We start from the raw sequence: 24538 nt of genomic DNA on the forward strand, positions 1-24538 counted from the left end.
GACCGCGACGGGGTGGAATGGCGCAGCCGATCTTCTTCACAAAACCGCCTGCGACAGCACTGGCCGAGATTGCCACGCTGACCAAGGCGCAGCTTGTCGACCCCGCAAGGGGCGGCCATGTCATCACGGGTCTGGCCTCACTCGACGAAGCCGGCCCGATGCATCTGGCGTTCTTCGACAATCTCAAATATGCCGACCAGCTCCGGGCAACCAGGGCGGGGGCCGTTCTGGTCAGTCCGCGCTTCGAGGCCCAGGTGCCCGCGCATGTGGCCGTGCTGCGCGTGGCGCAGCCGTTCCGGGCCTTCGTCAGGATCGCGCGCGAGTGGCATGGCGAGGCTCTGAGGCCGCAATCCTGGACCGGCAATGACGGCATTGCGCCGTCGGCCATCATCGATCCCACGGCCCGGCTCGAGGACGGCGTGGTCGTCGAGCCGCTGGCGGTGATCGGTGCGGATGTCGAGATCGGCAGCGGCACGGTGGTCGGCGTCGGCGCGGTGATCGGGCCCGGCGTCAAGATCGGCCGGGACTGCAATGTGGGCGCCCGCACGGCGATCCAATGCGCGCTGATCGGCAACAACGTCCTGATCCATCCCGGCTGCTCGATCGGCCAGGACGGCTATGGCTTCATCTTCTTCGGCCCCGAGGGGCATCTGAAGGTGCCCCAGACCGGGCGCGTGCTGATCCAGAACGATGTCGAGGTCGGCGCCAACACCACGATCGATCGCGGGTCGCTGCGGGACACGGTCATCGGCGAGGGGACCAAAATCGACAATCAGGTCCAGATCGGCCACAATGTGACCATCGGCCGGCACTGCCTGCTGGCGGCCCAGATCGGCCTCGCCGGCAGCCTGACCATCGGCGACAACGTGGCGCTCGGAGCAAAGGTGGGCATCAACAATCACCTCAAGATCGGCGATGGCGCCCAGGTGACCGCGATGAGCGCGGTCAAGGACGACATTCCTCCGGGCGGCCGCTGGGGCGGGCATTTCGCCAAGCCGACCAAACAATGGTTCAAAGAGATTATCGCGGTGGAGCGCCTGGTGCGGGACAGCAAGGCCGAGCCGAAGGACGAGGGACGGGAATGACGGAGGAATCACCTATCAAGTTCGAGCTGGTGGATATCAATGCGATCCTCCAGACGCTGCCGCACCGGTTTCCGATGCTCCTGATCGACCGCGTGATCAACATCAGGGCCGATTACAGCGGCATCGGCATCAAGAACGTCACCTTCAACGAGCCGGCCTTCCAGGGGCATTTCCCCGAACGCCCGGTGTATCCCGGCGTGATGATGATCGAGGCGATGGCGCAGACGGCGGGCGTGATCGGCATCAAGTCGGTCGAGGGCACTGAGAAGCCGCGCGCGGTGTATTTCCTCACCATCGACAAATGCAAGTTTCGCAAGCCCGTGCTGCCGGGCGATACCATCGAGTATCACATGCGCTCGCTCGGCCGCCGCAAGGCCATGTGGTGGTTTCACGGCGATGCCAAGGTCAACGGGACGGTCGTTGCCGAAGCCGACGTCGGCGCGATGCTGACGGACTGATCGCGCCGCTGCGCGAAGGGCGTCACGCGCGGCAGTCGTAGCGGCTGCCGCCAGCCTCGCGCCTGATATTCCGGTTGAAGAACTGGCCCATCGACGGTGCGCCCAGGAGGCGTTCGACCGTCTCGGCCGTGACGCCGCAATAGCGGCCATAGGCGCCGTCTGCGATGACGACGAGGTCCTGCCGCGCGCGATCGTAGCAGACCCGCTGGAGCACCGTGCTGCGGGTGATGTCGCGGCACTCGAACGTTGCGAGATCGACCAGGTGGCGCTCGGCGGTCTCGACCGTTTCGGAGACGATCGGCGCAGCCGCGAGCTGCGCGAGCAGAACTGCCAGGGCCCTGACCATAATGACTTCAAGCTCCACATGAACACGTTGAAGGGCCGGGATGGCGGCCTCATCCGGCACTTGAAACACGGCGAGATGATACGTCACTGGACAGATCGGGCATAGTCGCGCTAACCAGCGGAAAACCTAACGACTTCAACACACAATCAGACCTTCTTGACGAGTTAGATTGCTTGATGAGCAAGATTGATCCCACCGCACGGGTCGCGGACGGCGCCGTGATCGGCGAGGGCACCGAGATCGGCCCCTATTGCATCATTGGCCCGAATGTCGTGATCGGCGCGAACTGCAAGCTGATCGGGCATGTGCACATCACGGCGCAGACCACCATCGGGGACGATTGCACGATCTATCCTTTCGCCTCGCTCGGCACGCCGCCGCAGTCGCTCAGCTATCGTGGCGAGCTGACCAGGCTTACGATCGGATCGGGCTGCACCATCCGCGAGTCCGTGACCATGAACGCCGGCACGGTCGCCGGCGGCGGCATCACCTCGGTCGGTGACCGCGGCTACTTCATGAACTGCAGCCATGTCGGCCATGACTGCCATGTCGGCAACGACGTGATCTTCGCGACGTCGGCGACGCTCGGCGGTCACTGCGAGATCGGCGATTTCGTCTTCATCGGCGGCCTGTCCGCGGTCCACCAGTTTACCCGGATCGGGCCGCAGGTCATGGTGGGCGGCGTCTGCGGCGTCCGCGACGACATCATCCCGTTCGGACTGGTCAATGGCCAGTATGCCGCGCTCGAGGGCCTCAACCTCATCGGTATGAAGCGCCGCAAATTCACCAAGCAGCGGCTCGCGACGGTGCGTGGCTTCTACCAGAAGCTCTTCCACGGGCCGGGCACGTTCGCCGAGCGGCTCGAGGCGGCGCGGCCGCTGGCGGGAGAAGATCCCGCCATCGCCGAAATCCTCGACTTCATCGGCAAGGGCAAGCGCCCGCTCTGTCTTCCCGCCATCGCGAAGTGAACCCGGGATGGCCGCGGACATGACATCGGCGGCTCCTGAGATTTCATCGCCGGTCGGCGTGGTCGCCGGCGGCGGCGCGATGCCGTTCGCGGTGGCCGACTCGCTCGCCGCGCGCGGCATCACGCCGGTGCTGTTTCCGCTCCGCGGCGCCTGCGATCCGGCGCGGGTGGAGAAATTCCGCCACCGCTGGATCTCTGTCGGCCAGCTCGGCCGCGCGATGCGCCTGTTCCGCGAGGAGGGCTGCCGCGACCTGATCTTCATCGGCACCCTGGTGCGGCCGTCGCTGTCCGAGATCCGCTTCGACATGAAGACGCTGCGCCTGCTCGGCAATGTCATCCGCGCCTTTCGCGGCGGCGACGACCATCTTCTTTCCGGCGTCGGCCGCATCCTCGAGCAGGACGGCTTCCGCATGGTGGGCATCAAGGACGTCGCGCCTGACCTCTTGATGCCCGAGGGCTGCATCAGTCGCGCCTGGCCGAACGACAATGCCAAGGCCGACATCGAGCGCGGGCGCGCGGTGCTGACGGCGCTCGGTCCGTTTGACATCGGCCAGGCTGCCGTGGTGATCGACGGCCACGTGGTGGCGGTCGAGGACATTGAGGGCACCGACGCGCTGCTCGCGCGCGTGGCGCGGCTGCGCGAGGAGGGCCGCATCCGCGCCGCGACCGGCCGCGGCGTGCTGGTGAAGGCGCCGAAGAGCGGGCAGGATCTGCGCTTCGACTTGCCGACGATCGGCCCGCGCACCATCGAGGGTGTCGCCAAGGCCGGCCTTGCCGGCATCGCCGTCATGGCCGGCAACACGATCGCCGCCGAGCCGCAGGCGATGATCGCGCTTGCCGACGCCAAATATCTCTTCGTCATCGGCCTGCCCGCGTGATGCAGACCCGCGATCCCCAGCGAAAGATCTTCCTGATCGCGACGGAGGAATCCGGCGACCGGCTCGGCAGCGCGCTGATGAAGGTGCTGCGCCAGCGGCTTGGCGACGGCGTGCAGTTCGTCGGTGTCGGCGGCCGCACCATGGCGCGCGAGGGGCTGGAAACGCTGTTTCCGATCGAGGAGCTGTCGATCGTTGGTTTCGCCGCAGTGGTGCAGCAATTGCCGAAGATCCTGCGGCTGATCCGCGGGACCGTGGACGCCGTTCTGGAAGCCGCGCCCGACGCGCTCGTCATCATCGACAGTCCGGATTTCACCCATCGCGTCGCCCGCCGCGTCCGTGCGAAGAACCCTGCGATCCCCGTCGTCGATTATGTCTCGCCGCAGCTCTGGGCCTGGCGGCCGGGACGGGCGCGGACCATGCTCGGCTATGTCGATCACGTGCTTGGCCTCTTGCCGTTCGAGCCGGAGGAATACCGCAAGCTCGGCGGGCCGCCCTGCAGCTATGTCGGACACCCCCTGATCGAGCAATTGTCTTCGCTGCGACCGAACGCGCAGGAGCAGGCGCGCCGCGACGGTGAGCCGCCGGTGCTGCTGGTGCTGCCCGGCAGCCGCCGCAGCGAGATCCGGCATCATCTCGACGTGTTCGGCGCGGCGCTCGGCCGGCTGCAGGGGCAGGGGCGCGCCTTCGAGCTGATGCTGCCGACCATGCCGCATCTCGAAGCCACCGTGCGCCAGGGGATCGCGAGCTGGGCGGTCAAGCCGCAGATCGTGATCGGCGAGGCCGAGCGGCGCGCCGCCTTCCGTCTCGCGCACGCCGCGCTGGCGAAGTCCGGCACGGTGACGCTGGAGCTTGCGCTATCGGGCATTCCCATGGTGACGGCCTATCGCGTCGGCGCGATCGAAGCCTTCATCCTGCGCCGCGCGATCCGCGTCTCCTCGGTGATCCTCGCCAATCTCGTGATCGGCGAGGACGTTATTCCGGAATACCTGCAGGAGGACTGCACGCCGGAGAAGCTTGCCCAGGCGTTGTCGGAGGTGCTGACCGACACGCCGCTGCGCCAGCGGCAGGTCGAAGCCTTCGCCCGGCTCGACCGGATCATGTCGACCGGCAACAAGTCGCCCAGCGTGCTCGCGGCCGATGTCGTGCTGGCGACGATGCGGAAGGGCCGGCGATAGAAGACGGTCTTGTAGGGTGGGCAACGCGCAGCGTGCCCACCTTGCCGTTGTTGGTTGCGGGAAAGTCGTAGGCACGCTTCGCTTTGCCCACCCTACGGTACTTCCCGTGCCGTTAGGCCAACCCGCCATCCACCCGAAAACACTGGCTGGTGATGCGCTGGCTCTCGTCGGAGGCGAGAAACAGCGCCATTCTGGCGATGTCTTCAGGCGTCACCGCGTCGGGGACGGCCTGACGGGTACGAAACTCGGCGATGACGCGCTCGTCCGGATACCACAGCCGGCGCTGGCGCTCGGTGATCACCATGCCTGGCGCGATCGCATTGACGCGGATGCGGTCGGGACCGACCGACCGCGCCAGCGAATTGGTGAAGCCGACGATCGCTGCCTTCGCCGCGGCATAGACCGGCAACGCCGGGGCGCCGCGCATCCAGGCGATCGACGACATGTTGACGATCGAGCCGCCGCCGCGCGCCTGCATCTGCGGCACCACGGCCTGTGCGGCAAAGAACACGTGCCTGAGGTTGACGCCGATGGTCCAGTCGAACTCGGCGGGCGTCACGTCCGCGAGCACGTGGCGCTGGTCGTTGGCGGCGTTGTTGACGAGCACTGCGGCGTCTCCGAGCTTGCGGTGGACCTCCGCCATCGCGGTGCGCAGGGCCTCGATGTCGAGGAGGTCGCAGCGCACGAATAGCGGCGTCGTGCCGGCCGCGGCCGCTACCTCCGCCGCCAGCGCCGCGCCCGCCGCTTCGTCGACGTCGAGAAACGCAACGCGGGCGCCTTGACCCGCGAAGGCGCGCACGAAGGCGGCGCCGATGCCGCTGGCGCCGCCGGTAATCAACACCACGCGGTCCGCGAGGCCTGCATAGTTCGTTCTTGTCATGCGATCAGTCGCTCCGTCTCGGGGTCGAACAGGCAGATGCGGCGGGTGTCGAGCGCGAAGGGCGCGACCTCACCCGGCGCAGGGCGGACGTCCGGGGAGATGCGCGCCTGCGCGGGCTCGCCGCCCAGCCGCAGCAACACAATGGTCTCGGCCCCGGTCGGCTCGACCATCTCCACCGGTGCGTTGACGATGATCGGCGCCTCGCCGGAAAACACCCGTTCACCCTCGGCGATGCATTCCGGCCTGATCCCGAACACCACCTCGCGGCCGACATAGGGCGCCGCTGCATCGTAGCCCCGGAGGCGCAGACGAACCTCGTCCGGCCGCCCGGCGCCGATCACGACCACCGGCCCGCCGGCATCGGCCTCGAGTCGCGCGGGCACGGTGTTCATCGGTGGCGAGCCCATGAAGCGGGCGACGAACAAATTGGCGGGATAGCGGTACACGGTGTCGGGGTCGGCGAACTGCTGCACCACGCCCCGATGCATGACGGCGATGCGCGTTGCCATCGTCATCGCCTCGATCTGGTCGTGGGTGACATAGATGATGGTGGCGCCGATGCGCTGGTGCAGGCGCTTGATCTCCATCCGCATCTCGACGCGGAGTTTCGCGTCGAGATTGGAGAGCGGCTCGTCGAACAAAAAGAGCAGGGGATCGCGCACCAGCGCCCGGCCCATCGCGACGCGCTGGCGCTGGCCGCCCGAGAGCTGCGACGGCTTGCGGCCGAGCAGTGGTTCGATCTGAAGCAAGCGCGCCACGTTCGCCAGCGCCTTCTCCTGCTCGGCCTTGGCGACACCCCGGCATTCCATGCCGAAGGTGATGTTCTGGCGCACCGTCATCGACGGATAGAGCGCGTAGGACTGGAACACCATGGCGATGTCGCGGTCCTTCGGCGGGACGTCGTTGACGACGCGCCCGCCGATTTCCACGGTGCCCGCGCTGGCATGGTCCAGTCCGGCGACGATGTTGAGCAGCGTGGACTTGCCGCAGCCCGACGGCCCGACCAGCACGGTGAACTCGCCGCTCTCGATGTCGAGGTCGATGCCCTTCAGCACCTCCAGATTGGCGTAGCGCTTCGACAGGGCGCGAATGCTCAACGCGGCCATAACCACTCCATCATTTCACGGCCCCCGCGGTCAGGCCGCGTACGAAGTACTTGCCGCCGATCAGGTAGATCAGCAGCGTCGGCAGGGCGGCGATCATCACCGCGGCGCTCTGCACGCCATGCTGCGGGATATCGGCGACGGCCGCGGAGAGCGCGATCAGCGCGGCGGTGACCGGCTGCTGCTGACCGGTCGTGAACGTCACACCATAGAGGAACTCATTCCAGATATGGGTGAACTGCCAGATCACGGTGACGACCAGGATCGGCGGCGAGAGCGGCAGGATGATGCGCCAGAAGATGCGAAAGAACCCGGCGCCGTCGATGCGTGCCGCCCTGATCAATTCCTGCGGGATGGCCACGTAGTAGTTGCGGCAGAACAGGACGGTGAAGGAGAGGCCCTGGATCGTGTGGATCAGGACCAGGCCCGTCAGCGTGTTCATCAGGCCGGTATCGCGCAGCACGATGGTCCAGGGCAGCAAACGCATCTGCTGCGGCAGGAAGATGCCGAGCGTGACGATGCCGTAGATCCAGCTGTCGCCGCGAAAGCGCCAGAGCGAGATCGCGTAACCGGCGACCGCGCCGAGCAGGGTGGAGAAGATCGTGGCCGGAATGGTCACGAGCGCCGAGTTCAGCATGTACGGCCGGATGCCGGCGCAGGTCTCGGCGACGCAGAAGCCGCTCCAGGCCGCGGCATAATTGCTCCAGGCCAGATGCTGCGGCCAGCCGATCATCGAGCCCTGCGCGATCTCCTCGTTGGTGCGGAGCGAATTCAGCACGACGACGGCCAATGGCGCGAGCCATGCGGCCGCGACCAGCGACACGATGAGATAGATCAGGATCCGGCTGGATGCGAAGCTGCGGTCACGCATGGATCGCCCGTCGCCGCTGGAGATAGCGCCACGCCGCATAGGGCAGCAGCACCGCAAGAAGAATGAGCAACATGAGGACCGCCGCCGCCGCGCCTCGCCCGAGCAGGCTACGCTGGAACATCAGGTCGTAGACGACGAGCGCCGGCAGTTGCGTCGCGATTCCAGGCCCACCATTGGTGAGCGCGCGGACGAGGTCGAAGGTCGAGATCGCGAACTGCAGCTGGATGACGATGACGGTGATGGTGATCGGCCATAGCGTCGGCAGGATGACGCGCCGGTACATCCGGACCGGCCCCGCGCCGTCGATCTGCGCGGCCTTGATCAAATCGGCATCGACGGACCGAAGGCCCGCAAGGAAGAGCGCCATGGCAAAGCCCGAGGATTGCCAGATCGCGGCGATGACGATGGTCCAGATCGCCATGTCGCGGTCGATCAGCCAGTCGAAACGGAAGGAGGTCCAGCCGAGGTCATGAACCAGCTTCTGGATCCCGAGGCCGGGATTGAGCAGCCAGCTCCAGACCGTGCCGGTGACGACGAACGACACCGCCAGGGGATAGAGGAAGATCGAGCGCAGCACATTCTCGCCGCGAATGCGCTGGTCGAGCAGGATCGCCAGGATCAGGCCGGTCGCCAGACTGAGCAGCACGAAGGCACTGCCGAACAGCAGCAGATTGTCGAAGGCGATCTGCCAGTTCCGCGATGCCGCGACCGAGGAATAGTTGCGCAGGCCCACCCAGCCCGTCACGGGGACCAACGTGGAGGGCGTGAACGAGATCCAGATCGTCCACAGCGTGAACGCAATGAGATGCGCGGCGGACAACAGCAGCGGCACCCAGATCGTCAGGATTTCGGGCAGCCGGCGGATCATCTCAGACCCCGCCGGCCGGCCCGCTCTCGTCGAGACGGCGATCGTCAACGTGCGCTCTCGACGGCCTCGGCGAGGCGTGTCGCCGCCTGCTCCGGCTTGATGGTCTTGTTCTTCACATACTCCGTGATCACGTCGATCATGGCTGCCGTCATGCCGTTTTCCTGCGCCATGTTGTGGGCAAGGCTGAGGACGGCCTGATTGCTGGCGATCGCGTCTTTCAAAGCTGCTGCGGTCCGCCGTTGACCGTCCGACCAGCCTTCGCCGGAGAGATCGACGTCGGTACGCACGGGGATCGATCCCGTGATCTGCGAGTACATGGTCTGGATCGCCGGATCCATCACGAGCTGGGCCATCAGCGTCTGGCCGGCCTGGAGGTCCGCCTCCTTACGCTGCCAGAAGATGAAGGCATCGGCGTTCAGCAGGAAGACCGGCTTGCCATTGTCGCTCGGGCCGGGAGCGATCATGAAGTCTTCGAATTTGAAGCCGGCGTTGCGCAGCACGCCCTGGGCCCAACCGCCCATGATCATCATGCCCATGTCGCCGTCGACGAAGCGCTTCAAATTGGTCGAGAAATGCTGGGCGCCGACATTGGGGTCCATCCAGTCGGCGATCTTGCGGACCTGCGCGAAGGCGGCCTTGATCTCGGGGGCCTTCAGCGCCTTCTCGTCGAGATTCATGATGGCCGTGCGGTAGACGGCGGGACTGATGCCCGCCAAGGCGGCCTCGAACTTCTGTCCGTCATCGGGGCGGGTGCCGCCGTTGGCGATGGGATAGGCCACGCCGCCCGATTTCATCTTCTCGGCGAGATCGTTGAACTCGGCCCAGGTGACGGGGACCTTGTCGGCCTTGGCCTTGTCCATGGCGCGCTTGGAGAGAAACAGCATGTTGGTGCTGTAGATCTGCAAGGGCAGCGCAATCCATTTGCCCGCCGGCCTGTGCAGCTTGGCAAGGTCCGGCGCGACGACCTTCTCATAGCCGGCGGCCGCGACGAGAGCGTCGAGATCGACGGTCGGCGCGATCTTCGACCAGGCCGCGATCTCGGGGCCCTTGAGCTGCGAGCAGGCCGGCGGATCGCCGGCGATGATCTGGGCACGCAGCTTGTTCATCATCTCGGTGGTGAATCCGGGGACGGGCGAGTGCTGCCAGACCCCGCCTTTCTCCTCGAATTTCTTGCCGAGCGCCGTGATGGCCGCTCCGTCGCTGCCTGCGGACCATTGCGAGATGGCGGTCAGGCGCGGCTTGACCGCGCCTTGGGCGCGGGCAAAGGCCGGCAGCGCAAGCGCGGCGGCAGATCCAGCAAGCAGACGACGCCTTGTTGTTGTGATCGGCATGGCAGTTCCTCCCGGTGTGAACTTCTCATTGGCGCGTTGAAGCCGCAGGCTCAGGGCATGTCAGGCGGCCTCCGTGGATGCCGCGGGCATGCCGCCGCGGCTGGCAAGACAAAAGGCGGCGAAGGCGAGTGCGGCCTGGGGATCGTTGCCGGTCGAGGGCGGCACGAAGGCGAGGGACACCTGCGCCAGGGTCCGGCCGCCCAGCAGGCAGGCGTCGATCCCGTCGATCACCGCTTTCCGATCCGCTTCGGAGAGCAGCGATGGCCAGCCGCTGACGACAACGCCGCGACACGGCTTGACGTTCAGCGTGTTGCCGATGGCCAGACCGAGCCTGAACAGCCGCTGATGCAATTCCTGGCGCATCCGCGAGGTCAGCGGGATCGTTGTCACCCATTCGCTCCCGAGCTGGAGCAGCTCCGCTTCGCCGACCCGGAGCAGCTCGGCCAGTGCCGGCAGCGACGTATAGGCTTCGACGCAGCCGTGATGGCCGCAGCGGCAACGCGGCCCCCCGGTTCCGAACACCATGTGCCCGAGCTCGACCGGTTGCAGCGCGTCCTCCTCGATCGGATCGCCCATCCACGTCCCCGCGACGCCCTGGCCGACAAACACGAACAGGTGCGCGTCGCTGAACGGGTAGTCCTCGGTCCGGCAGCGATGAAAGGTGGCATGCGCGACCACCGAATTGGTGAAGGCGACCGGGACGTCGGCAAACAGCTCGGCGACCATGTCGCCGATCTGTTCGACGTCGCAGGGGATGATCGGGTTGCCGAATTCGCTCAACCGGCCGAGGCCGGGAATGGTGATGCCGATCTGCGCAAGCGTGATGCGGCGCCGGCGCGTCCAGTCGCGCAGCAGGCCCAGCGCTTCGCGGAACAGGCGGCCGACAGTCTCCATGGCTGGCTTCTTCGGCAGCGGCAAACGCTCGGTGTAATGCATTTCGCCCGACAGGCTGCCGACGCCCAGGGTGAGCCACTGACTGTTCAGCTCGAGAGCCGCGAGGGCCACCGAACCATCAAGTGACACGAGGCCGGTCGGGCCGCCGACGTAAGGGGCAGGGCGCCGTACTTCCTCGATCAGGCCTTCGGCCTTCAGGTCGAACAGGATGCGCGACAGGCTGGCTTCCGACAGGCGAACGGCCTTGGCCAGCGGCGGGCGAAACGAGCCGCCCGACTGAAGCAGATGAGTCAAAATGGCGGCGCGTGTCTGCCGCCGACTTCTCGGCTGCTCCGGCATTTCCATCCCTGTCGTCATTCTTACTTACTGTAAGAATGCGCGCGGAGCATTTCGGCTGTCAAGCGATCGCCGGCGCAATGCGCCGACTTGTTGTTGTGCGCGGCAGCACGAGCGGGATGCGATCAGATCAGGATTTTGGCGGCCAGCCTTCCGCCCATTCCGCCAATTCGACCTTCGGGTCGTACCAGTCGGCTGCATCGGATCGCCAGATGTGCAGCTCGGGACGCTCCGCGATCTGCGTATCAAGACAGCCCATCCGCAACAGCACCGTGTCCTTGCCATCGCGCGCGGCGACGATGTGCGATCCACATTGCGAGCAGAAGTAGCGCGTCTTGCCGGGCGAGGATTCGAAACCGCGCAGCAACTCTTCGCCCTTGGTCCAGCGGAAGCGGTCGCGCGGGACGTTGGTGACGGTGGAGAATGCCGAGCCGTGCGTCTTGCGGCAGGTCTGGCAATGGCAGTGCACGATCATGCTCGGGGATGCGTCGACCTCATAGGCGACGCCTCCGCAAAGGCAGCTTCCGGTGAGCATGAGGTTCTCCAGATCCGTAGGATGGGTAGAGCGAAGCGAAACCCATCAAGGTCGGCCTGGGTAACGGAAGTTGATGGGTTTCGCTTCGCTCTACCCATCCTACAAGGTCATCGCGCAAACAAAAACGGCGCCATCTTGCGATGGCGCCGTTTCGTCAGACCCTAAAGTCCGATCTTACTTGCGGTCCTTCATCGCGACGTAGTCGCGGCGGGTGACGCCGGTGTAGAGCTGGCGCGGACGGCCGATCTTCTGCTGCGGATCCTCGATCATCTCGCTCCACTGGCTGATCCAGCCGACGGTGCGGGCGACAGCGAACAGCACGGTGAACATCGAGACCGGGAAGCCCATCGCCTTCAGCGTGATGCCCGAATAGAAGTCGACGTTCGGGTACAGCTTGCGGTCGATGAAGTACTGGTCGCTGAGCGCGATCTTCTCGAGCTCGAGCGCCACCTTCAGCATCGGATCGTCGCCATGGCCGGTCTCCTTGAGAACGGCGTGACACATCTTCTGCATGATCTTGGCGCGCGGATCGTAGTTCTTGTAGACGCGATGACCGAAGCCCATCAGGCGGACTTCGGAGTTCTTGTCCTTCACCTTGGCAATGAACTCGGGGATCTTGTCCACGGTGCCGATCTCGGCGAGCATCGCGAGCGCGGCTTCGTTGGCGCCGCCATGCGCCGGGCCCCAGAGGCAGGCGATGCCGGCGGCGATGCAGGCGAACGGGTTGGCGCCGGAGGAGCCGGCGATACGCACCGTCGAGGTCGACGCGTTCTGCTCGTGGTCGGCGTGCAGGATGAAGATCTTGTCCAGCGCGTCAGCGAGCACCGGGTTGATCTTGTACTCCTCGCACGGCACGGCGAAGCACATGTTGAGGAAGTTCTCGGCGAAGGACAGCGAGTTCTTCGGATACACGAAGGGCTGGCCGACCGTGTACTTGTAGGCCATCGCGGCCAGGGTCGGGATCTTCGCGATCATGCGCATGGAAGCGATCATGCGCTGCTTCGGATCGTTGATGTCGGTCGAGTCGTGATAGAACGCGGCGAGCGCGCCGACCGAAGCCACCATGACGGCCATCGGGTGAGCGTCGCGGCGGAAGCCCTGGAAGAAGCGGGCCATCTGCTCGTGCACCATCGTGTGATGGATCACGCGGTCGTCGAAATCCTTCTTCTGCGCGGCGGTCGGCAGGTTCCCGTAGAGCAGGAGATAGCAGGTCTCCAGGAAGTCGCCGTTCTCGGCGAGCTGCTCGATCGGATAGCCGCGGTATTCCAGCACGCCCGCGTCACCGTCGATGTAGGTGATCTTGGACTGGCAGCTCGCGGTCGAGGTGAAGCCCGGATCGTAGGTGAACAGGCCGGACTGGCCGTAGAGCTTGCCGATATCGATGACATCCGGCCCGACGCTGCCGCTGTGAATCGGGAGATCGTAGTTCTTGTTTCCGACCGTCAGCGTGGCGGTCTTGTTGGCTGGTTTTGCGTCCATCAGAGGTCCCCGATGTGTGGTGAAACGGGCCGGAGCCGGAGGCCCCTTGGGAGATTATGGGGGCAGGCCGGATGTTCCAGAATGTACGGGGAGATGGGTATATTATTGCTGTGTGCGCTGCAAGATCATGGCAGCCATGGTCTGCTCATGGCCTACTTACGTCGTAGACTGATCCTTAAGCCGCCCCAAGCTTTCCTGGCGTCCCAGCACGTCCAAAACCTCAAATATACCAGGCGACGTGGTCCGTCCGGTCAGCGCCGCCCGCAAGGGCTGGGCGACCGCGCCGAGCTTGAGACTATTTTCCTCGGCAAAAGTACGCAGCGCAGCCTCAGCCGTAGCGGCACTCCAGGTCTCGACTTTCTCCAGCGCGGAATGAAGCTGACCGATCAGCTTGCGGTTCTCGCCCGTCAGCAGGGCGGCCGCCTTGGGATCGAGCTGCAATGGCCGGTCGGCGAAGATGAAATAGGCGCCGTCGATCAGCTCGATCAGCGTCTTGGCGCGCTCCTTCAGGGCCGGCATGGCTTTGAGAAGCTGCGCCCGCGTGGTGTCGTTTAACTTCGCCTTAACATCGTCGCGGCTCGGCACGACGTGCTCGAGCACGTCCTCGAACATCTTCACGAGTGATTGATCGTCGGCGTGGCGGATGTAGTGGCCGTTGAGGTTTTCCAGCTTGGCGAAGTCGAAGCGGGCGGCGGCGCGGCCGACGCTGGCGAGGTCGAATGCCGCGATCATCTCCTCGGTCGAGAAGATCTCCTGGTCGCCGTGGCTCCAGCCGAGGCGGACGAGATAGTTGCGGAGCGCGGCCGGCAGGTAGCCCATGGCGCGGTAGGCATCGACGCCGAGCGCGCCATGCCGCTTGGACAGTTTCGAGCCGTCCGGGCCGTGGATGAGGGGGATGTGCGACATGCTCGGCAGCGCCCAGCCCATCGCATCGTAGATCTGCTTCTGGCGGGCGGCGTTGATCAGATGGTCGTCGCCGCGGATCACATGGGTGACGCCCATGTCGTGGTCGTCCACGACCACCGCGAGCATGTAGGTCGGGTTGCCATCGCCGCGCAAAAGCACGAGGTCGTCGAGGTTCTCGTTCTGCCAGACCACGCGGCCCTGGACCTGGTCCTCGATCACGGTCTCACCGGTCTGCGGCGCCCGCAGGCGGATGGTCGGCTTGACGTCGGAAGGCGCCGTCGCCGGGTCGCGGTCGCGCCACATGCCGTCATAGAGGCGGGTGCGGCCTTCCGCGCGCGCCTTCTCGCGCATCGCGGTAAGCTCGTCGGCGGTGGCGTAGCAGCGATAGGCCTTGCCGTCGGCGAGCAGCTGCTCGGCGACCTCGCGGTGGCGGGCGGCGCGGCTGAACTGGTAGATGACCTCGCCGTCCCAGCCCAGCTCCAGCCATTTCAGCCCGTCCAGGATGGCGCCGATCGCGGCCTCCGTGGAGCGCTCCCGGTCGGTGTCCTCGATCCGGAGCAGCATCTTGCCGCCATGCTTCTTGGCATAGAGCCAATTGAACAACGCCGTGCGGGCGCCCCCGATATGGAGGAAGCCGGTCGGCGAGGGGGCAAAGCGGGTGACGACGGAATCGGTCATTCTTGGCAGGGCCTATGCATTGGAGGCGGTGGTGTATAGCAGGACCGGAGCATAACTAAAGCCCGACGGCGGACGGCTTGTGAGCTCGCTTAAGGCCTTGGCGTGGGCACGCGAATTTGGCAGAAGAACCGCTGATTTCCCTACAGGATTTTCGTAATGACAGAACCGGTGGCAGCTGAGGTTGGGCGCGATTTCATTCGTGACATCATCCAGGCCGACCTCGATCAGGGCAAGTACAAGGAGATCGTGACCCGGTTCCCGCCGGAGCCGAACGGCTACCTGCATATCGGTCACGCCAAGTCGATCGCCCTCAATTTCGGCATCGCCCAGGAGTTTCCGGGCCGCTGCCATCTGCGCTTCGATGACACCAATCCGGTCAAGGAAGAGCAGGAATACATCGATTCCATCCAGGCCGACGTGCGCTGGCTCGGCTTCGACTGGGGCAAGAACCTGTTCTTCGCCTCCGATTATTTCGACCGCCTGTACGAATGGGCGGAGAAGCTGATCCGCGACGGGCTCGCCTATGTCGACGACCAGTCCCAGGAGGAGATCCGCCTTGCGCGCGGCACGCTGACCGAGCCCGGCAAGAACTCGCCGTTCCGCGACCGCTCGGTGGATGAGAACCTCGACCTGTTCCGCCGCATGAAGGCTGGTGAATTCCCGAACGGCGCACGCGTGCTGCGCGCCAAGATCGACATGTCCTCGGGCAACATCAACCTGCGCGATCCCGTGCTCTATCGCATCCTGCATGCGCACCATCCGCGCACCGGGACCAAGTGGAGCATCTATCCGAGCTACGACTATGCGCACGGCCAGTCGGACGCGATCGAAGGCATCACGCATTCGATCTGCACGCTGGAGTTCGAGGACCACCGGCCGCTCTACGACTGGTTCATCGAGAAGCTGCCGGTGCCGTCACAGCCGCATCAGTACGAGATGGCGCGGCTCAACCTGACCTACACGCTCTTGTCCAAGCGCGTGCTGACCCAGCTCGTCCGCGACGGCCATGTCGCGGGCTGGGATGATCCGCGCATGCCGACCGTGGCGGGGATGCGCCGCCGCGGCGTGCCGCCGGCGGCCCTGCGCGAATTCGTCAAGCGCATCGGCGTCGCCAAGGCCAACAGCGTGGTCGACGTCGGCATGCTCGAATTCTGCATCCGCGAGGAGCTGAACCGCACGTCGCAGCGCCGCATGGGCGTGCTGCGGCCGCTCAAGGTCGTGATCGAGAACTATCCGGAAGGGCAGACCGAGGAACTGGAGGCGATCAACCATCCGGACGATCCCAGCGCCGGTACCCGCAAGATCACCTTCGGCCGCGAGCTCTATATCGAGCAGGACGACTTCATGGAGAACCCGCCCAAGAAGTTCTTCCGCCTGTCGCCCGGCAACGAGGTGCGGCTGCGCTATGCCTATTTCGTCAAGTGCACCGGCGTGATCAAGAACGACAAGGGCGAGGTGGTGGAGCTGCGCTGCACATACGATCCCGCGACCAAGGGCGGCAACGCGCCCGACGGCCGCAAGGTCAAGGCGACCATGCACTGGCTGCCGGCGGCGACGTCCAAGCCCGCGGAGATCCGCATCTACAACCAGCTGTTCGCCAACCCGAGCCCGGACGCCTCCAACTTTGCGGCCGATCTCAACCCGAACTCGCTGGAGATCCTGTCGGACGCGCGCATCGAGGCATCGGTGGCCGAGAGCAATGCGACCGAGCCGATGCAGTTCGAGCGCCAGGGCTATTTCGTGCGCGACAAGGACTCGACGCCGGGCAAGCCGGTGTTCTCGCGCACCATCGGCCTGCGCGATACGTTCGCGAAGGAAGTCGCCAAGGGCTGACAAGCGCTGACAAGGGGCAGGGCCTATGAGCAGTGAAGCCGACGCCATCGTTTCCGCCATCATCGCGAAATGGTGCGCCGGCTTCGCGACGCTCGACGCCGCAGCGCTGTCGCAGCTCTATGCGAAGAACGCGTTCTTCTTCGGCTCCAATCCGAAGCTTTACCGGGGCCGGGATGGGGTTGCCGACTACTTCAACGGCCTGCCGCGCTGGCGCAAGCCGAGCGCGGTGTTTTCCGAGGTGAACGCAGCGCAGGCCGGCCCCGACCTGATCAACATGGGCGCGACCATCTCGTTCGACCTCGCCGGCGAGCGCCCCGATCTCGTCGTCAAGATGAGCTGGGTCATCATCCGCGAGGACGGCGACTGGAAGATCGTCAACCACCACGCCTCGGCGAAGGCGCCGCTGATCTGACGGAACAGCCGCACACGGCATCGTCATCTCGCGATAGCAACGAAGACACGTCACGCGCGTTGAGGCGGATTCCAACAAGGATCCCGCCATGCAGAACATCGCAGAGCATATGGAAGTCATCGGCGCCGACGGCGTCCATGTCGGCACCGTCGACAAGGTCGAGGGCAATCGCATCAAGCTGACCAAGAAGGACAGCGGCGAGGGCAGCCATAAGGGCCACCATCATTTCATCGACAAGGGGCTCGTCGCCGGTGTCGAGGGCAACAAGGTCCGCCTGTCGGCCAAGGCGGATGTCGCCGTGACCATGGAGGAGGAAAAGTAGGTCGCATCCCGTTCGTTCCTGATCCGTACCGCTATTCGCCCGCCTGCACGTTCCGGTAGCCTCTGCGCCTGTCGCGTATCGCAGGGGTTGCCAAGGGAATGGCGGAGCCGGGCCGGCCGCAGCGTGTCTCGCAAGGGATCGCGGGGACTTGGCCGACGGGCCGGTCCGCCTCGGCCGGCGGCTTTGCGCCAGTGGGCTCCGGCCTCTGGCCTGGGATCGTCGAGACGCTCCGCGCATGGGCCAGCGCCGAGGCTGGCGCCGGGCGGCTGTTGCCCTGGGTACCCGTCGCGTTCGGCGCCGGCATCGCGCTTTACTTTGCGGCCGACCATGAGCCGGTGTTGTGGGTCGTGGCCGCAACGGCGATCGCGCTCATGCTGGGGGCGGTCCTGCTGCGGCGGAGCCGGCTGTTCGCATCTGCGCTTCTGATCGCGGCGGTCGCGGCCGGCTTTGCGATGGCGACGTGGAAGACGGCGCGCATTGCGCACACCGTTCTGGCAAAACCGCTCTATTCCGTGTCGCTGTCGGGCTTCGTCGAGACGCGCGACATCCGCGAGCGCACCGACCGTTTCGTGCTGCGCGTCAGCGCGATGGAGGCCCAGCGCAGCGACGTCAAGCTCGAGCGCGTGCGCCTGTCGGTACGCAAGGGCACCGCCCCCGAGGTCGGCAGCTTCGTGCAGCTCAAGGCGCGGCTGCTGCCGCCGATCTCGCCGGTGCGTCCCGGCAGCTACGATTTCTCGCGCGACATGTTCTTCCAAGGGATCGGCGCCTCCGGCTTCGTGATGGGCGCGATCACGGCTTCGGTGCCGCCGGATGCCGGCGGCTTGCGGCTGCGCTACGCCGCCTTCATGCAGGGCCTGCGCGATGCGATCGATGCGCGCATCCGTTCAACGCTCGAAGGCGACAACCGCGCGATCGCGACCGCGCTGCTCACCGGCCGCCGCGATGCCATCACCGCGCCCGTCAACGATGCGATGTTCATCTCGGGGCTCGGCCACGTGCTCTCGATCTCCGGCTATCACATGGCCGTCGTCGCCGGCGTCGTGTTCTTCGCGGTGCGCGCGCTGCTCGCCCTGATCCCGGGACTGGCGGTCGGCCATCCCATCAAGAAATGGTCGGCGGCCGCGGCGCTGGCCGCTGCGGCATTCTATCTGCTGCTGTCGGGTGCGGAGGTCGCGACGCAGCGCTCGTTCTTCATGACGGCGGTGGTGCTGATCGCCGTCATGGTCGACCGCCGCGCCATCACCTTCCGCACGCTGGCGGTGGCCGCGCTGATCGTGCTCGCGGTCGCGCCGGAGGCGCTGGTGCATCCGAGCTTCCAGATGTCGTTCGCGGCGACGCTGGGGCTGGTGGCGCTGGTGCAGATCGGCATGCCGAACCTGTTCGCTTCGCCCGACCATTCCGCGACCGCGCGCATCGCGATGTGGGGCGGCCGCGAGATCGCGATGCTGTTCCTGGCCTCGCTGATCGCGGGGCTCGCGACCACGCCCTATGCAGCCTTCCACTTCCACCGCGTCACGCCATACGGCGTGCTCGCCAATCTCGGCGCGATGCCGGTGGTCTCAGCCCTGGTGATGCCGGCGGGGCTGCTGGGCCTGCTCGCTGCGCCCTTCGGGCTCGACGGCGTATTCTGGTGGCTGATGGGGATCGGCATCGACTGGATGGTCATGGTCTCGCGCTGGGTGGCATCGCTGCCTGGCGCGATCGGACGCATCCCGGCGTTCGGCATCGCGCCGCTGATCGCCGCGAGTCTCGGGATCATCGTGATGGGGCTGCTGCGCACGCCCTTGCGCTGGTCGGGCGGGCTGGTCCTGCTGGCAGCGGTCCTCTGGGGCCTGACGGCGCGGCCGCCGGATATCCTGATCGCCGGAGACGGCCAGAGCGTCGCGGTGCGGGGCAGGGACGGGCACTTCCACATGATCCGGGCGGGGAAGGACAACTTCCTCCTGAAGGAGTGGCTGGCGGCTGACGCCGATCCGCGCGATGCCGGCAGCCCCGCGCTCGCGGACGGCGTGTCGTGCGACGAGGCCGGCTGCGTGACGCCGCTCGCCGACGGGCGCCTCGTCGCGCTGGCCTTGCGCATCGACGCACTGGCGGACGATTGCAGCCGCGCTGCGCTGGTGGTGACGGCGCGGCCGGCGCCGCCGGATTGCGCGGCGATGGTGGTGGATCGCCAGCGTCTTGCCGCGCAGGGCGGGCTGGCGCTGACCCGGCGGGGCGATGGCTTTGCGGTCCAGGCGGTGAAGGCGCGAGGCGCTGATCGCCCATGGGCGCCGGCAGCCGCAGGCGAAGCAGATTTCGGCGCGAGCCTTGCGCCGCCGGTCCCGCGGAACAGGGATGCGACGCCGTCCGAGGCCGACTTGCAGGCCGATGATTGAACGGATCGCCTAGAGGTACCAGGCCAGCACGGCGTCGAGCCCGGTGCTTCCGATCACCGGCAGGGCCACCATCTGGCCGAGGCCGGCTGAGCGAGCCTCGGCCGCGGCGATCGAAGTGTCATGCGCGAGATCATCGTTGAGCGCTGGCATGCCGGTGGCCCAGGCGCCCCCGATGCTCCCGTCGCCTTTGGCAATGGATTTGGTCGCATAGAGCGCGGCGAGGTCGGTCTGAGCACTGCAGTCGCCGGCAGCAAAGACCAGCGCCGAGCGGGCCTCGTTCGGCACCCAGATCTCGAAGCGCCGCGCGATCGGGGTGGCCTGCGCGGAGAGGAAGGTCAGCACCCAGGTCTGGAGACCGGTCGGATAGGGGACACCGACGCCGAGATTGATCCCGACCTCGGCGGCGTCTTCCCAGCGCAGGAAGCTCCTGGCGTTGTGCAGGTCCTTGATGATCAGCGGCAGGCCGGCCTTCCAGGTGCGTCCGGGCAGGCCGAAGCCGCGCGGAAACCGGGTGTGGCGGGAGTTGAATTCGAACATGTCGGCGGTGCCATAGTAGCCGTCCACGAGCCCCATCTCGTGAGAGGTATCGGGGTCGTTGTGCCAGAGCTCGACCGCGCCGACATGGGCCTCGTCGTCGCCGCAGAACAGCACCATGACCGCTTGCAGGAATTCGCCTGCGAACACCGGCACCGCGACGCCGCAGGTGAGGCCGGCCGCGAGCGCCTGGTCCGTCCGCCTGAAATAGGAATTGGCGAATTTGGTGAGGATCACCGGATGGCCGCAGGCCCAGGCCTTGCCGGGAAGACCCTCGTCGAAGCCGAAGCTCAGCTCCTCGCTCACGGCCCTGAACGCGGAGAGCCCTTCGCCATAGAGGCCGCCGCCGAAAGCCAGCCGCGTGCGCGTCCGGTCGGGCACCCAGAGTTCAACGACGCGAATGAAGGTCTTCATCGAACGTGTCCGCCGCCTCGAGCTTCTGGCAGCATCGGCCATTTGCTCACGGAACGGACGTTCAAAATTCAGGCAGGAGCGCGCAAACTTCGTGCGACGGAGGGAAGCTGCGGGTGATCCCGGCGGACTCATTGCGGACGACGCAAACGACACCACGTCGCCGGCCACGGCCGGCGATGGCGATTTCAATCGGGCCCCGACCTACGGCCGGGGCAGTCCATTCAGCCGATCGGCAGACGTGTGATCGTCGGCCTGTCGGCAATGGTCTGCGGCTTCTGTTCACGTTCGCCAAGTGGCTGGGTGACCGGCAATTGCAGCACTGTTGCGCGCTGCCCCTCGACGAGCTGCGTCACCAGCACGTACTTGCCGTCGGGGAATTCAATCGCGTCGTGATGGCGGTCCGGAATGTTCGGATCGATCTTGCCGAACTTGCCGACCCGGGAGTTGATGGTGCGGGTCCAGATCCAGCGATTGTCGTAACGGACGTTGTCGGCGAAGGCGAGCTCCGTTCCCGGCAGCAGACATACGGCGACGGACATGTCGGCTTCGGAAGCGAAGCCGCGCGTCGAGGTGCCGCGGAATGTTGTCGTGACGATGGTCTCGCCGACTTCCGCGGGACGCGTCGCAACGGCGTGCAGGCTGTAGTCACACATCGGGGTGCTCCTCATTCGAAGATAGCAACCCGCGCCTCTCATCGAGGCGCAGGCCTCTATCAGAGTGGAAGCCCGCAAGCGTCTGCTTGGTTGTAGGCAAATCTGCGGCTTGGATCCGCGGGCCGCCATCACAATATCTTTCCCGCTTTCATTGGGAACAAAGTCCGTTCCCGTGCATTCCGGCAGCGTGTGTCAGTGTCCTGCCGGCGCCGACCAGCCGGAGTATTGCCAGGCGGATTGCGATGGCTGTGCAAGCGCAGCACGGGCGTTGCGGACTTGCTCGCTCGCTGTCGCCGGCGCCGTCTTGCGGACACGATGCGACGGTGCAGCAACGGCTTGCGACGCTGATGCCGTGATCAGCGCCATCGTGACGATGCTCAGGACGATCTTGCGCATGTTGTCTCCTCGACTTCTGAAAGACCTTGCGGAGCGATGCGTGCTCCGCGCGGTGTGCCGAGGATGTAGCGCTGGAGAGGTGGCCGGATAATCTGTGCAGAACGAGAAAGACTATCCAGCCGGAGCGGACAATGATCCGCTCCAATCGTTGAGGCGCGTCGCCAACCGGCGACGCCCGGATGCGCTCGCCTTTGGCTGAGCATCACTTTCCGGACAACCGCTGTGCGCTTGTCCGGATACTGCTCAGTACTTCCGGTAAAGGCCGATCAGCTTGCCCTGGATCTTCACGCGGTTCGGCGGGAGGATGCGGACCTCGTAGGCGGCGTTGGCGGGCTCGAGCGCGATCGAGGCGCCGCGGCGGCGGAAGCGCTTCAGGGTGGCTTCCTCATCGTCGATCAGCGCGACCACGATGTCGCCGGTGTCGGCGCTCTCGTTGCGCTGGATCAGCGCCATGTCGCCGTCGAGGATGCCGGCCTCCACCATGGAATCGCCGCGCACTTCGAGCGCGTAGTGCTCGCCCGAGCCGAGCATGTCGGGCGGGACGCTGATGGTGTGGCTGCGGGTCTGCAACGCCTCGATCGGCGTGCCGGCCGCGATGCGGCCCATGACCGGCACGGCGACCGGACGTTCACCTTCGTCGGCGGCCGGGCTGGATGTCGTGCGCACCTTGCCGAGATTGCCTTCGATGACGCTCGGCGTGAAGCCGCGGCGGTTGCCGGCGGCGGCCTGCAGCTCGGGCAGCTTGATCACTTCGATGGCGCGCGCGCGGTTGGGCAGGCGCCGAATGAAGCCGCGCTCCTCGAGCGCGGTGATCAGGCGATGGATGCCCGACTTCGAGCGCAGATCGAGCGCGTCCTTCATCTCGTCGAAGGAGGGCGGCACGCCGCTTTCCTTCAATCGCTCACTGATGAATCGCAGGAGCTCGTATTGTTTGCGCGTTAACATCTCGACCAAAATCCCCCGGTTGATGTCGTTCGATTCCGAGACGCTGAATTCAGCTATAAGCCGCTACATGCTCGAAACAAATCATGAACGGACACTATATGTTCGATACATGTTCCGCAACTGCTTAATTTACCGTGAACGCGGCAAACTTCGCGGAACACGTGGGCTGACGGCGCTCAGACCGGCAGCAGCAGCACCTCGCAAGGCGTGCCGGCTTCGGCCTTGGGCGCGAACGGCGCGCGCACGAGAAGTGCCTGTGCCGCAGCGAGATTCGCAAGCAGCGAGGAATCCTGATGATTGACGGGAAGCACGATCGGCGTGCCGTCGTCGCGCAGTTCCAGGCGCGCGCGGAGATAGTCCTCGCGGACATCGTTTGCGCCGACGTCGCGGCCGAGCACGGCACGTTCGCGCCGATGGTGAATCACCGAACGCCCCGACAACGCGCGAATCAATGGCACCATGAACAGGAAAGCGCAGACGTAGGACGACACGGGATTGCCGGGCAGGCCGATGACGCGCATCGCGTCGATGCGGCCGTGCATCATCGGCTTGCCGGGCCGCATCGCGATCTTCCAGAACGACATCGCGATGCCCTCGGCCTTGAGCGCCTGCTGCACCAGGTCGTGGTCGCCGACCGAGGCGCCGCCGGTCGTGATCAGGATGTCGGCGCCGCTCTCGCGGGCGCGGCGGATGCCTGATGTGGTGGCGTCCAGCGTGTCGGCGGCAACGCCGAGATCGATGGTATCCGCGCCCTCCTGGCGGGCCAGCGCGTGCAGGGCGTAACCGTTGGAATAGACGATCTGGCCGGGGCCAGGCGCTGAGCCCGGCATGACCAGCTCGTCGCCGGTGGCGAGGATCGCGACCTTCGGGCGCCGGCGGACGGGGAGCTGCGGATGGTTCATCGCGGCGGCAAGCGCCAGGTCACGGTCGGTGAGCCTGGTTCCCTTGCGCAGCAGCACATCGCCCTCGGCAAAGTCGACGCCGGCCCGCCGGATGTGCCGTCCGGGAAGCGCTGCTTCCTTGATCGTGATGCGCTTGCCGTCCGCGACCGTGTCCTCCTGGATCACGACGGCATCCGCTCCGGCGGGCACGACGCCGCCGGTGAAGATCCGCACGGCCTCGCCGGTGCCGACCGATCCTGCGAAGGGGCGCCCGGCGGCGACCTCGCCGATGACCGTCAGCTGGGAATCGACTGTCGCCGCGTCTGAAGCCCGCACCGCGTAGCCATCCATCGCCGACATCGCCTCCGGCGGCTGCGTGCGCCGCGCCGCGACGTCGCGTGCGAGCACGCGGTGGAAGGCTTGATCGAGGACGACCATTTCCTCAGGCTGGGGCTCCGCGCCGGCGAGCACGGCGGCAAGCGCGTCGGATACCGGCATCAGGGCCACGGGTGAGAACTCCTGCAGAGCACGTTCGGCAAATCGGCGGCGAGAGTTCTAGCCGAGTGGGGGCGCAGAGGCAAAACACCGCGGCGCAGGATGATTCATCCTGCGCCGCCTGGTTTGTCATGGAAGATGGATGTCAGGTCCTTCGCGGCATGATCCGGAAGGCGAGGCAAACCGGTACGAGGATGGCCATGGCAAGCACGAGAATGACGAGCGCCACGGCCAGCATCGGTCAACTCCCTGCCGATCCGCTCGGACTGACGTCGGGGGCCGCGGGGCCCTGATCCTTGTCGGGCAGCGGGTCGGCCTGGGATTTCAGGTCGGCGGCCTTGCTGATCAGCTTGGCGGACAGCTCAGAATCCGAAGTGGTTCTGGCGAACTTCATCAGCAGAGAGGCCTGCTTGGTAAGGTAGGTTTTGCCCAACACGTCAGTTACGTCCGATGTAGAATTCCCAACGGACTCTAGAGTCCGGAACAGG

At 66.0% G+C, this 24538-nt stretch carries 25 protein-coding genes; 9 read left to right on the forward strand and 16 right to left on the reverse strand.

Annotated features, from left to right (window positions below; all coding sequences use genetic code 11):
* Positions 1-17: 17 nt before the first annotated feature.
* The gene (lpxD, locus tag A7X65_RS05240) at positions 18-1085 is read left to right on the forward strand and encodes a UDP-3-O-(3-hydroxymyristoyl)glucosamine N-acyltransferase (protein WP_063683230.1); all 1068 of its coding nucleotides are present in this window, start codon (positions 18-20) and stop codon (positions 1083-1085) included.
* The gene (fabZ, locus tag A7X65_RS05245) at positions 1082-1543 is read left to right on the forward strand and encodes a 3-hydroxyacyl-ACP dehydratase FabZ (RefSeq protein ID WP_063683231.1); all 462 of its coding nucleotides are present in this window, start codon (positions 1082-1084) and stop codon (positions 1541-1543) included. The genes lpxD and fabZ overlap by 4 nt, the downstream gene beginning before the upstream one ends.
* Positions 1544-1565: 22 nt before the next feature.
* Here fabZ and A7X65_RS05250 read toward each other — a convergent pair whose 3' ends face one another.
* Positions 1566-1889, reverse strand: a complete 324-nt coding sequence (locus A7X65_RS05250; protein ID WP_063683232.1) for a KTSC domain-containing protein — start codon at positions 1887-1889, stop codon at positions 1566-1568.
* A gap of 176 nt (positions 1890-2065) precedes the next feature.
* Here A7X65_RS05250 and lpxA point away from each other — a divergent pair, with 176 nt between their 5' ends.
* Genes lpxA through lpxB form a run of 3 tightly spaced genes read left to right on the forward strand, consistent with a single transcriptional unit; the run spans position 2066 to position 4909 of the window.
* Positions 2066-2857: an acyl-ACP--UDP-N-acetylglucosamine O-acyltransferase gene (lpxA, locus tag A7X65_RS05255; protein ID WP_063683233.1), complete on the forward strand. Its 792-nt coding sequence runs from the start codon at positions 2066-2068 to the stop codon at positions 2855-2857.
* Positions 2858-2876: 19 nt separating this feature from the next.
* Positions 2877-3734: an LpxI family protein gene (locus tag A7X65_RS05260; protein WP_063684807.1), complete on the forward strand. Its 858-nt coding sequence runs from the start codon at positions 2877-2879 to the stop codon at positions 3732-3734.
* Positions 3731-4909, forward strand: a complete 1179-nt coding sequence (gene lpxB, locus A7X65_RS05265; RefSeq protein WP_156527645.1) for a lipid-A-disaccharide synthase — start codon at positions 3731-3733, stop codon at positions 4907-4909. The genes A7X65_RS05260 and lpxB overlap by 4 nt, the downstream gene beginning before the upstream one ends.
* 112 nt (positions 4910-5021) lie before the next feature.
* Here lpxB and A7X65_RS05270 read toward each other — a convergent pair whose 3' ends face one another.
* The 9 genes from A7X65_RS05270 to gltX form a co-directional block, all read right to left on the reverse strand.
* The gene (locus A7X65_RS05270) at positions 5022-5789 is read right to left on the reverse strand and encodes an SDR family NAD(P)-dependent oxidoreductase (RefSeq protein WP_063683235.1); all 768 of its coding nucleotides are present in this window, start codon (positions 5787-5789) and stop codon (positions 5022-5024) included.
* Positions 5786-6895, reverse strand: a complete 1110-nt coding sequence (locus tag A7X65_RS05275; RefSeq protein WP_063683236.1) for an ABC transporter ATP-binding protein — start codon at positions 6893-6895, stop codon at positions 5786-5788. Before A7X65_RS05275 ends, A7X65_RS05270 begins: the two co-directional genes overlap by 4 nt.
* A 10-nt stretch (positions 6896-6905) precedes the next feature.
* Positions 6906-7763 (reverse strand): carbohydrate ABC transporter permease, encoded by an 858-nt coding sequence (locus A7X65_RS05280; RefSeq protein WP_063683237.1) that lies wholly within the window; start codon positions 7761-7763, stop codon positions 6906-6908.
* A complete protein-coding gene (locus tag A7X65_RS05285) occupies positions 7756-8679 on the reverse strand; it encodes a carbohydrate ABC transporter permease (RefSeq protein WP_063683238.1) in 924 nt (307 codons plus the stop codon). The genes A7X65_RS05280 and A7X65_RS05285 overlap by 8 nt, the downstream gene beginning before the upstream one ends.
* Positions 8676-9962: an ABC transporter substrate-binding protein gene (locus A7X65_RS05290; protein WP_063683239.1), complete on the reverse strand. Its 1287-nt coding sequence runs from the start codon at positions 9960-9962 to the stop codon at positions 8676-8678. Before A7X65_RS05290 ends, A7X65_RS05285 begins: the two co-directional genes overlap by 4 nt.
* Before the next feature lie 60 nt (positions 9963-10022).
* On the reverse strand, positions 10023-11201 hold the full coding sequence (locus A7X65_RS05295; protein ID WP_208608604.1) for an ROK family transcriptional regulator: 1179 nt from the start codon (positions 11199-11201) through the stop codon (positions 10023-10025).
* A gap of 121 nt (positions 11202-11322) precedes the next feature.
* Positions 11323-11727: a GFA family protein gene (locus tag A7X65_RS05300; protein ID WP_063683240.1), complete on the reverse strand. Its 405-nt coding sequence runs from the start codon at positions 11725-11727 to the stop codon at positions 11323-11325.
* 174 nt (positions 11728-11901) lie between these two features.
* The gene (gene gltA, locus A7X65_RS05305; RefSeq protein WP_063683241.1) at positions 11902-13206 is read right to left on the reverse strand and encodes a citrate synthase; all 1305 of its coding nucleotides are present in this window, start codon (positions 13204-13206) and stop codon (positions 11902-11904) included.
* A gap of 156 nt (positions 13207-13362) precedes the next feature.
* Positions 13363-14790 (reverse strand): glutamate--tRNA ligase, encoded by a 1428-nt coding sequence (gltX, locus tag A7X65_RS05310; RefSeq protein ID WP_063683242.1) that lies wholly within the window; start codon positions 14788-14790, stop codon positions 13363-13365.
* 156 nt (positions 14791-14946) lie between these two features.
* Between gltX and A7X65_RS05315 the strand changes: the two genes are divergently transcribed.
* The 4 genes from A7X65_RS05315 (at position 14947) to A7X65_RS05330 (ending at position 19732) form a co-directional block, all read left to right on the forward strand.
* A complete protein-coding gene (locus tag A7X65_RS05315) occupies positions 14947-16623 on the forward strand; it encodes a glutamine--tRNA ligase/YqeY domain fusion protein (protein ID WP_063683243.1) in 1677 nt (558 codons plus the stop codon).
* A 25-nt stretch (positions 16624-16648) separates the two neighbouring features.
* The gene (locus A7X65_RS05320; RefSeq protein WP_063683244.1) at positions 16649-17035 is read left to right on the forward strand and encodes a nuclear transport factor 2 family protein; all 387 of its coding nucleotides are present in this window, start codon (positions 16649-16651) and stop codon (positions 17033-17035) included.
* 88 nt (positions 17036-17123) lie between these two features.
* Entirely contained in the window at positions 17124-17357 is a 234-nt protein-coding gene (locus tag A7X65_RS05325) for a DUF2171 domain-containing protein (RefSeq protein ID WP_015685840.1), read from the forward strand.
* 98 nt (positions 17358-17455) lie between these two features.
* The gene (locus tag A7X65_RS05330; RefSeq protein WP_063683245.1) at positions 17456-19732 is read left to right on the forward strand and encodes a ComEC/Rec2 family competence protein; all 2277 of its coding nucleotides are present in this window, start codon (positions 17456-17458) and stop codon (positions 19730-19732) included.
* Positions 19733-19741: 9 nt separating this feature from the next.
* Here A7X65_RS05330 and A7X65_RS05335 read toward each other — a convergent pair whose 3' ends face one another.
* The 6 genes from A7X65_RS05335 to A7X65_RS05360 all read right to left on the reverse strand — a co-directional run bounded on the left by A7X65_RS05335 (position 19742) and on the right by A7X65_RS05360 (position 24486).
* Positions 19742-20680 carry a GAF domain-containing protein gene (locus A7X65_RS05335; protein WP_063683246.1) on the reverse strand — a complete coding sequence of 313 codons (939 nt, stop codon included), beginning with the start codon at positions 20678-20680 and terminating at the stop codon, positions 19742-19744.
* Between the two features lie 221 nt (positions 20681-20901).
* Complete coding sequence (locus A7X65_RS05340) at positions 20902-21333, reverse strand: hypothetical protein (protein ID WP_063683247.1); 432 nt, start codon at positions 21331-21333, stop codon at positions 20902-20904.
* A 192-nt stretch (positions 21334-21525) separates the two neighbouring features.
* Positions 21526-21729, reverse strand: coding sequence for a hypothetical protein (locus A7X65_RS05345; protein WP_063683248.1), 204 nt, complete (start codon positions 21727-21729; stop codon positions 21526-21528).
* Between the two features lie 243 nt (positions 21730-21972).
* A complete protein-coding gene (gene lexA, locus A7X65_RS05350; RefSeq protein ID WP_063684809.1) occupies positions 21973-22674 on the reverse strand; it encodes a transcriptional repressor LexA in 702 nt (233 codons plus the stop codon).
* A gap of 176 nt (positions 22675-22850) precedes the next feature.
* Complete coding sequence (locus A7X65_RS05355) at positions 22851-24062, reverse strand: molybdopterin molybdotransferase MoeA (RefSeq protein WP_063683249.1); 1212 nt, start codon at positions 24060-24062, stop codon at positions 22851-22853.
* A 229-nt stretch (positions 24063-24291) separates the two neighbouring features.
* Positions 24292-24486 (reverse strand): hypothetical protein, encoded by a 195-nt coding sequence (locus A7X65_RS05360; protein WP_063683250.1) that lies wholly within the window; start codon positions 24484-24486, stop codon positions 24292-24294.
* Positions 24487-24538: the final 52 nt, after the last annotated feature.

The organism is Bradyrhizobium stylosanthis, assembly GCF_001641335.1.
Classification (GTDB): Bacteria; Pseudomonadota; Alphaproteobacteria; order Rhizobiales; family Xanthobacteraceae; genus Bradyrhizobium; species Bradyrhizobium stylosanthis.

Bases quoted from the DNA above. Each gene is read 5' to 3' on its own strand.
- lpxD (WP_063683230.1), top strand. From the start codon at position 18: ATGGCGCAGCCGATCTTCTTCACAAAACCGCCTGCGACAGCACTGGCC.
- fabZ (WP_063683231.1), top strand. From the start codon at position 1,082: ATGACGGAGGAATCACCTATCAAGTTCGAGCTGGTGGATATCAATGCG.
- A7X65_RS05250 (WP_063683232.1), bottom strand. From the start codon at position 1,889: ATGGTCAGGGCCCTGGCAGTTCTGCTCGCGCAGCTCGCGGCTGCGCCG.
- lpxA (WP_063683233.1), top strand. From the start codon at position 2,066: ATGAGCAAGATTGATCCCACCGCACGGGTCGCGGACGGCGCCGTGATC.
- A7X65_RS05260 (WP_063684807.1), top strand. From the start codon at position 2,877: ATGACATCGGCGGCTCCTGAGATTTCATCGCCGGTCGGCGTGGTCGCC.
- A7X65_RS05270 (WP_063683235.1), bottom strand. From the start codon at position 5,789: ATGACAAGAACGAACTATGCAGGCCTCGCGGACCGCGTGGTGTTGATT.
- A7X65_RS05275 (WP_063683236.1), bottom strand. From the start codon at position 6,895: ATGGCCGCGTTGAGCATTCGCGCCCTGTCGAAGCGCTACGCCAATCTG.
- A7X65_RS05280 (WP_063683237.1), bottom strand. From the start codon at position 7,763: ATGCGTGACCGCAGCTTCGCATCCAGCCGGATCCTGATCTATCTCATC.
- A7X65_RS05290 (WP_063683239.1), bottom strand. From the start codon at position 9,962: ATGCCGATCACAACAACAAGGCGTCGTCTGCTTGCTGGATCTGCCGCC.
- A7X65_RS05295 (WP_208608604.1), bottom strand. From the start codon at position 11,201: ATGGAAATGCCGGAGCAGCCGAGAAGTCGGCGGCAGACACGCGCCGCC.
- A7X65_RS05300 (WP_063683240.1), bottom strand. From the start codon at position 11,727: ATGCTCACCGGAAGCTGCCTTTGCGGAGGCGTCGCCTATGAGGTCGAC.
- gltA (WP_063683241.1), bottom strand. From the start codon at position 13,206: ATGGACGCAAAACCAGCCAACAAGACCGCCACGCTGACGGTCGGAAAC.
- gltX (WP_063683242.1), bottom strand. From the start codon at position 14,790: ATGACCGATTCCGTCGTCACCCGCTTTGCCCCCTCGCCGACCGGCTTC.
- A7X65_RS05315 (WP_063683243.1), top strand. From the start codon at position 14,947: ATGACAGAACCGGTGGCAGCTGAGGTTGGGCGCGATTTCATTCGTGAC.
- A7X65_RS05320 (WP_063683244.1), top strand. From the start codon at position 16,649: ATGAGCAGTGAAGCCGACGCCATCGTTTCCGCCATCATCGCGAAATGG.
- A7X65_RS05325 (WP_015685840.1), top strand. From the start codon at position 17,124: ATGCAGAACATCGCAGAGCATATGGAAGTCATCGGCGCCGACGGCGTC.
- A7X65_RS05330 (WP_063683245.1), top strand. From the start codon at position 17,456: ATGGCGGAGCCGGGCCGGCCGCAGCGTGTCTCGCAAGGGATCGCGGGG.
- A7X65_RS05335 (WP_063683246.1), bottom strand. From the start codon at position 20,680: ATGAAGACCTTCATTCGCGTCGTTGAACTCTGGGTGCCCGACCGGACG.
- A7X65_RS05340 (WP_063683247.1), bottom strand. From the start codon at position 21,333: ATGTGTGACTACAGCCTGCACGCCGTTGCGACGCGTCCCGCGGAAGTC.
- A7X65_RS05345 (WP_063683248.1), bottom strand. From the start codon at position 21,729: ATGCGCAAGATCGTCCTGAGCATCGTCACGATGGCGCTGATCACGGCA.
- lexA (WP_063684809.1), bottom strand. From the start codon at position 22,674: ATGTTAACGCGCAAACAATACGAGCTCCTGCGATTCATCAGTGAGCGA.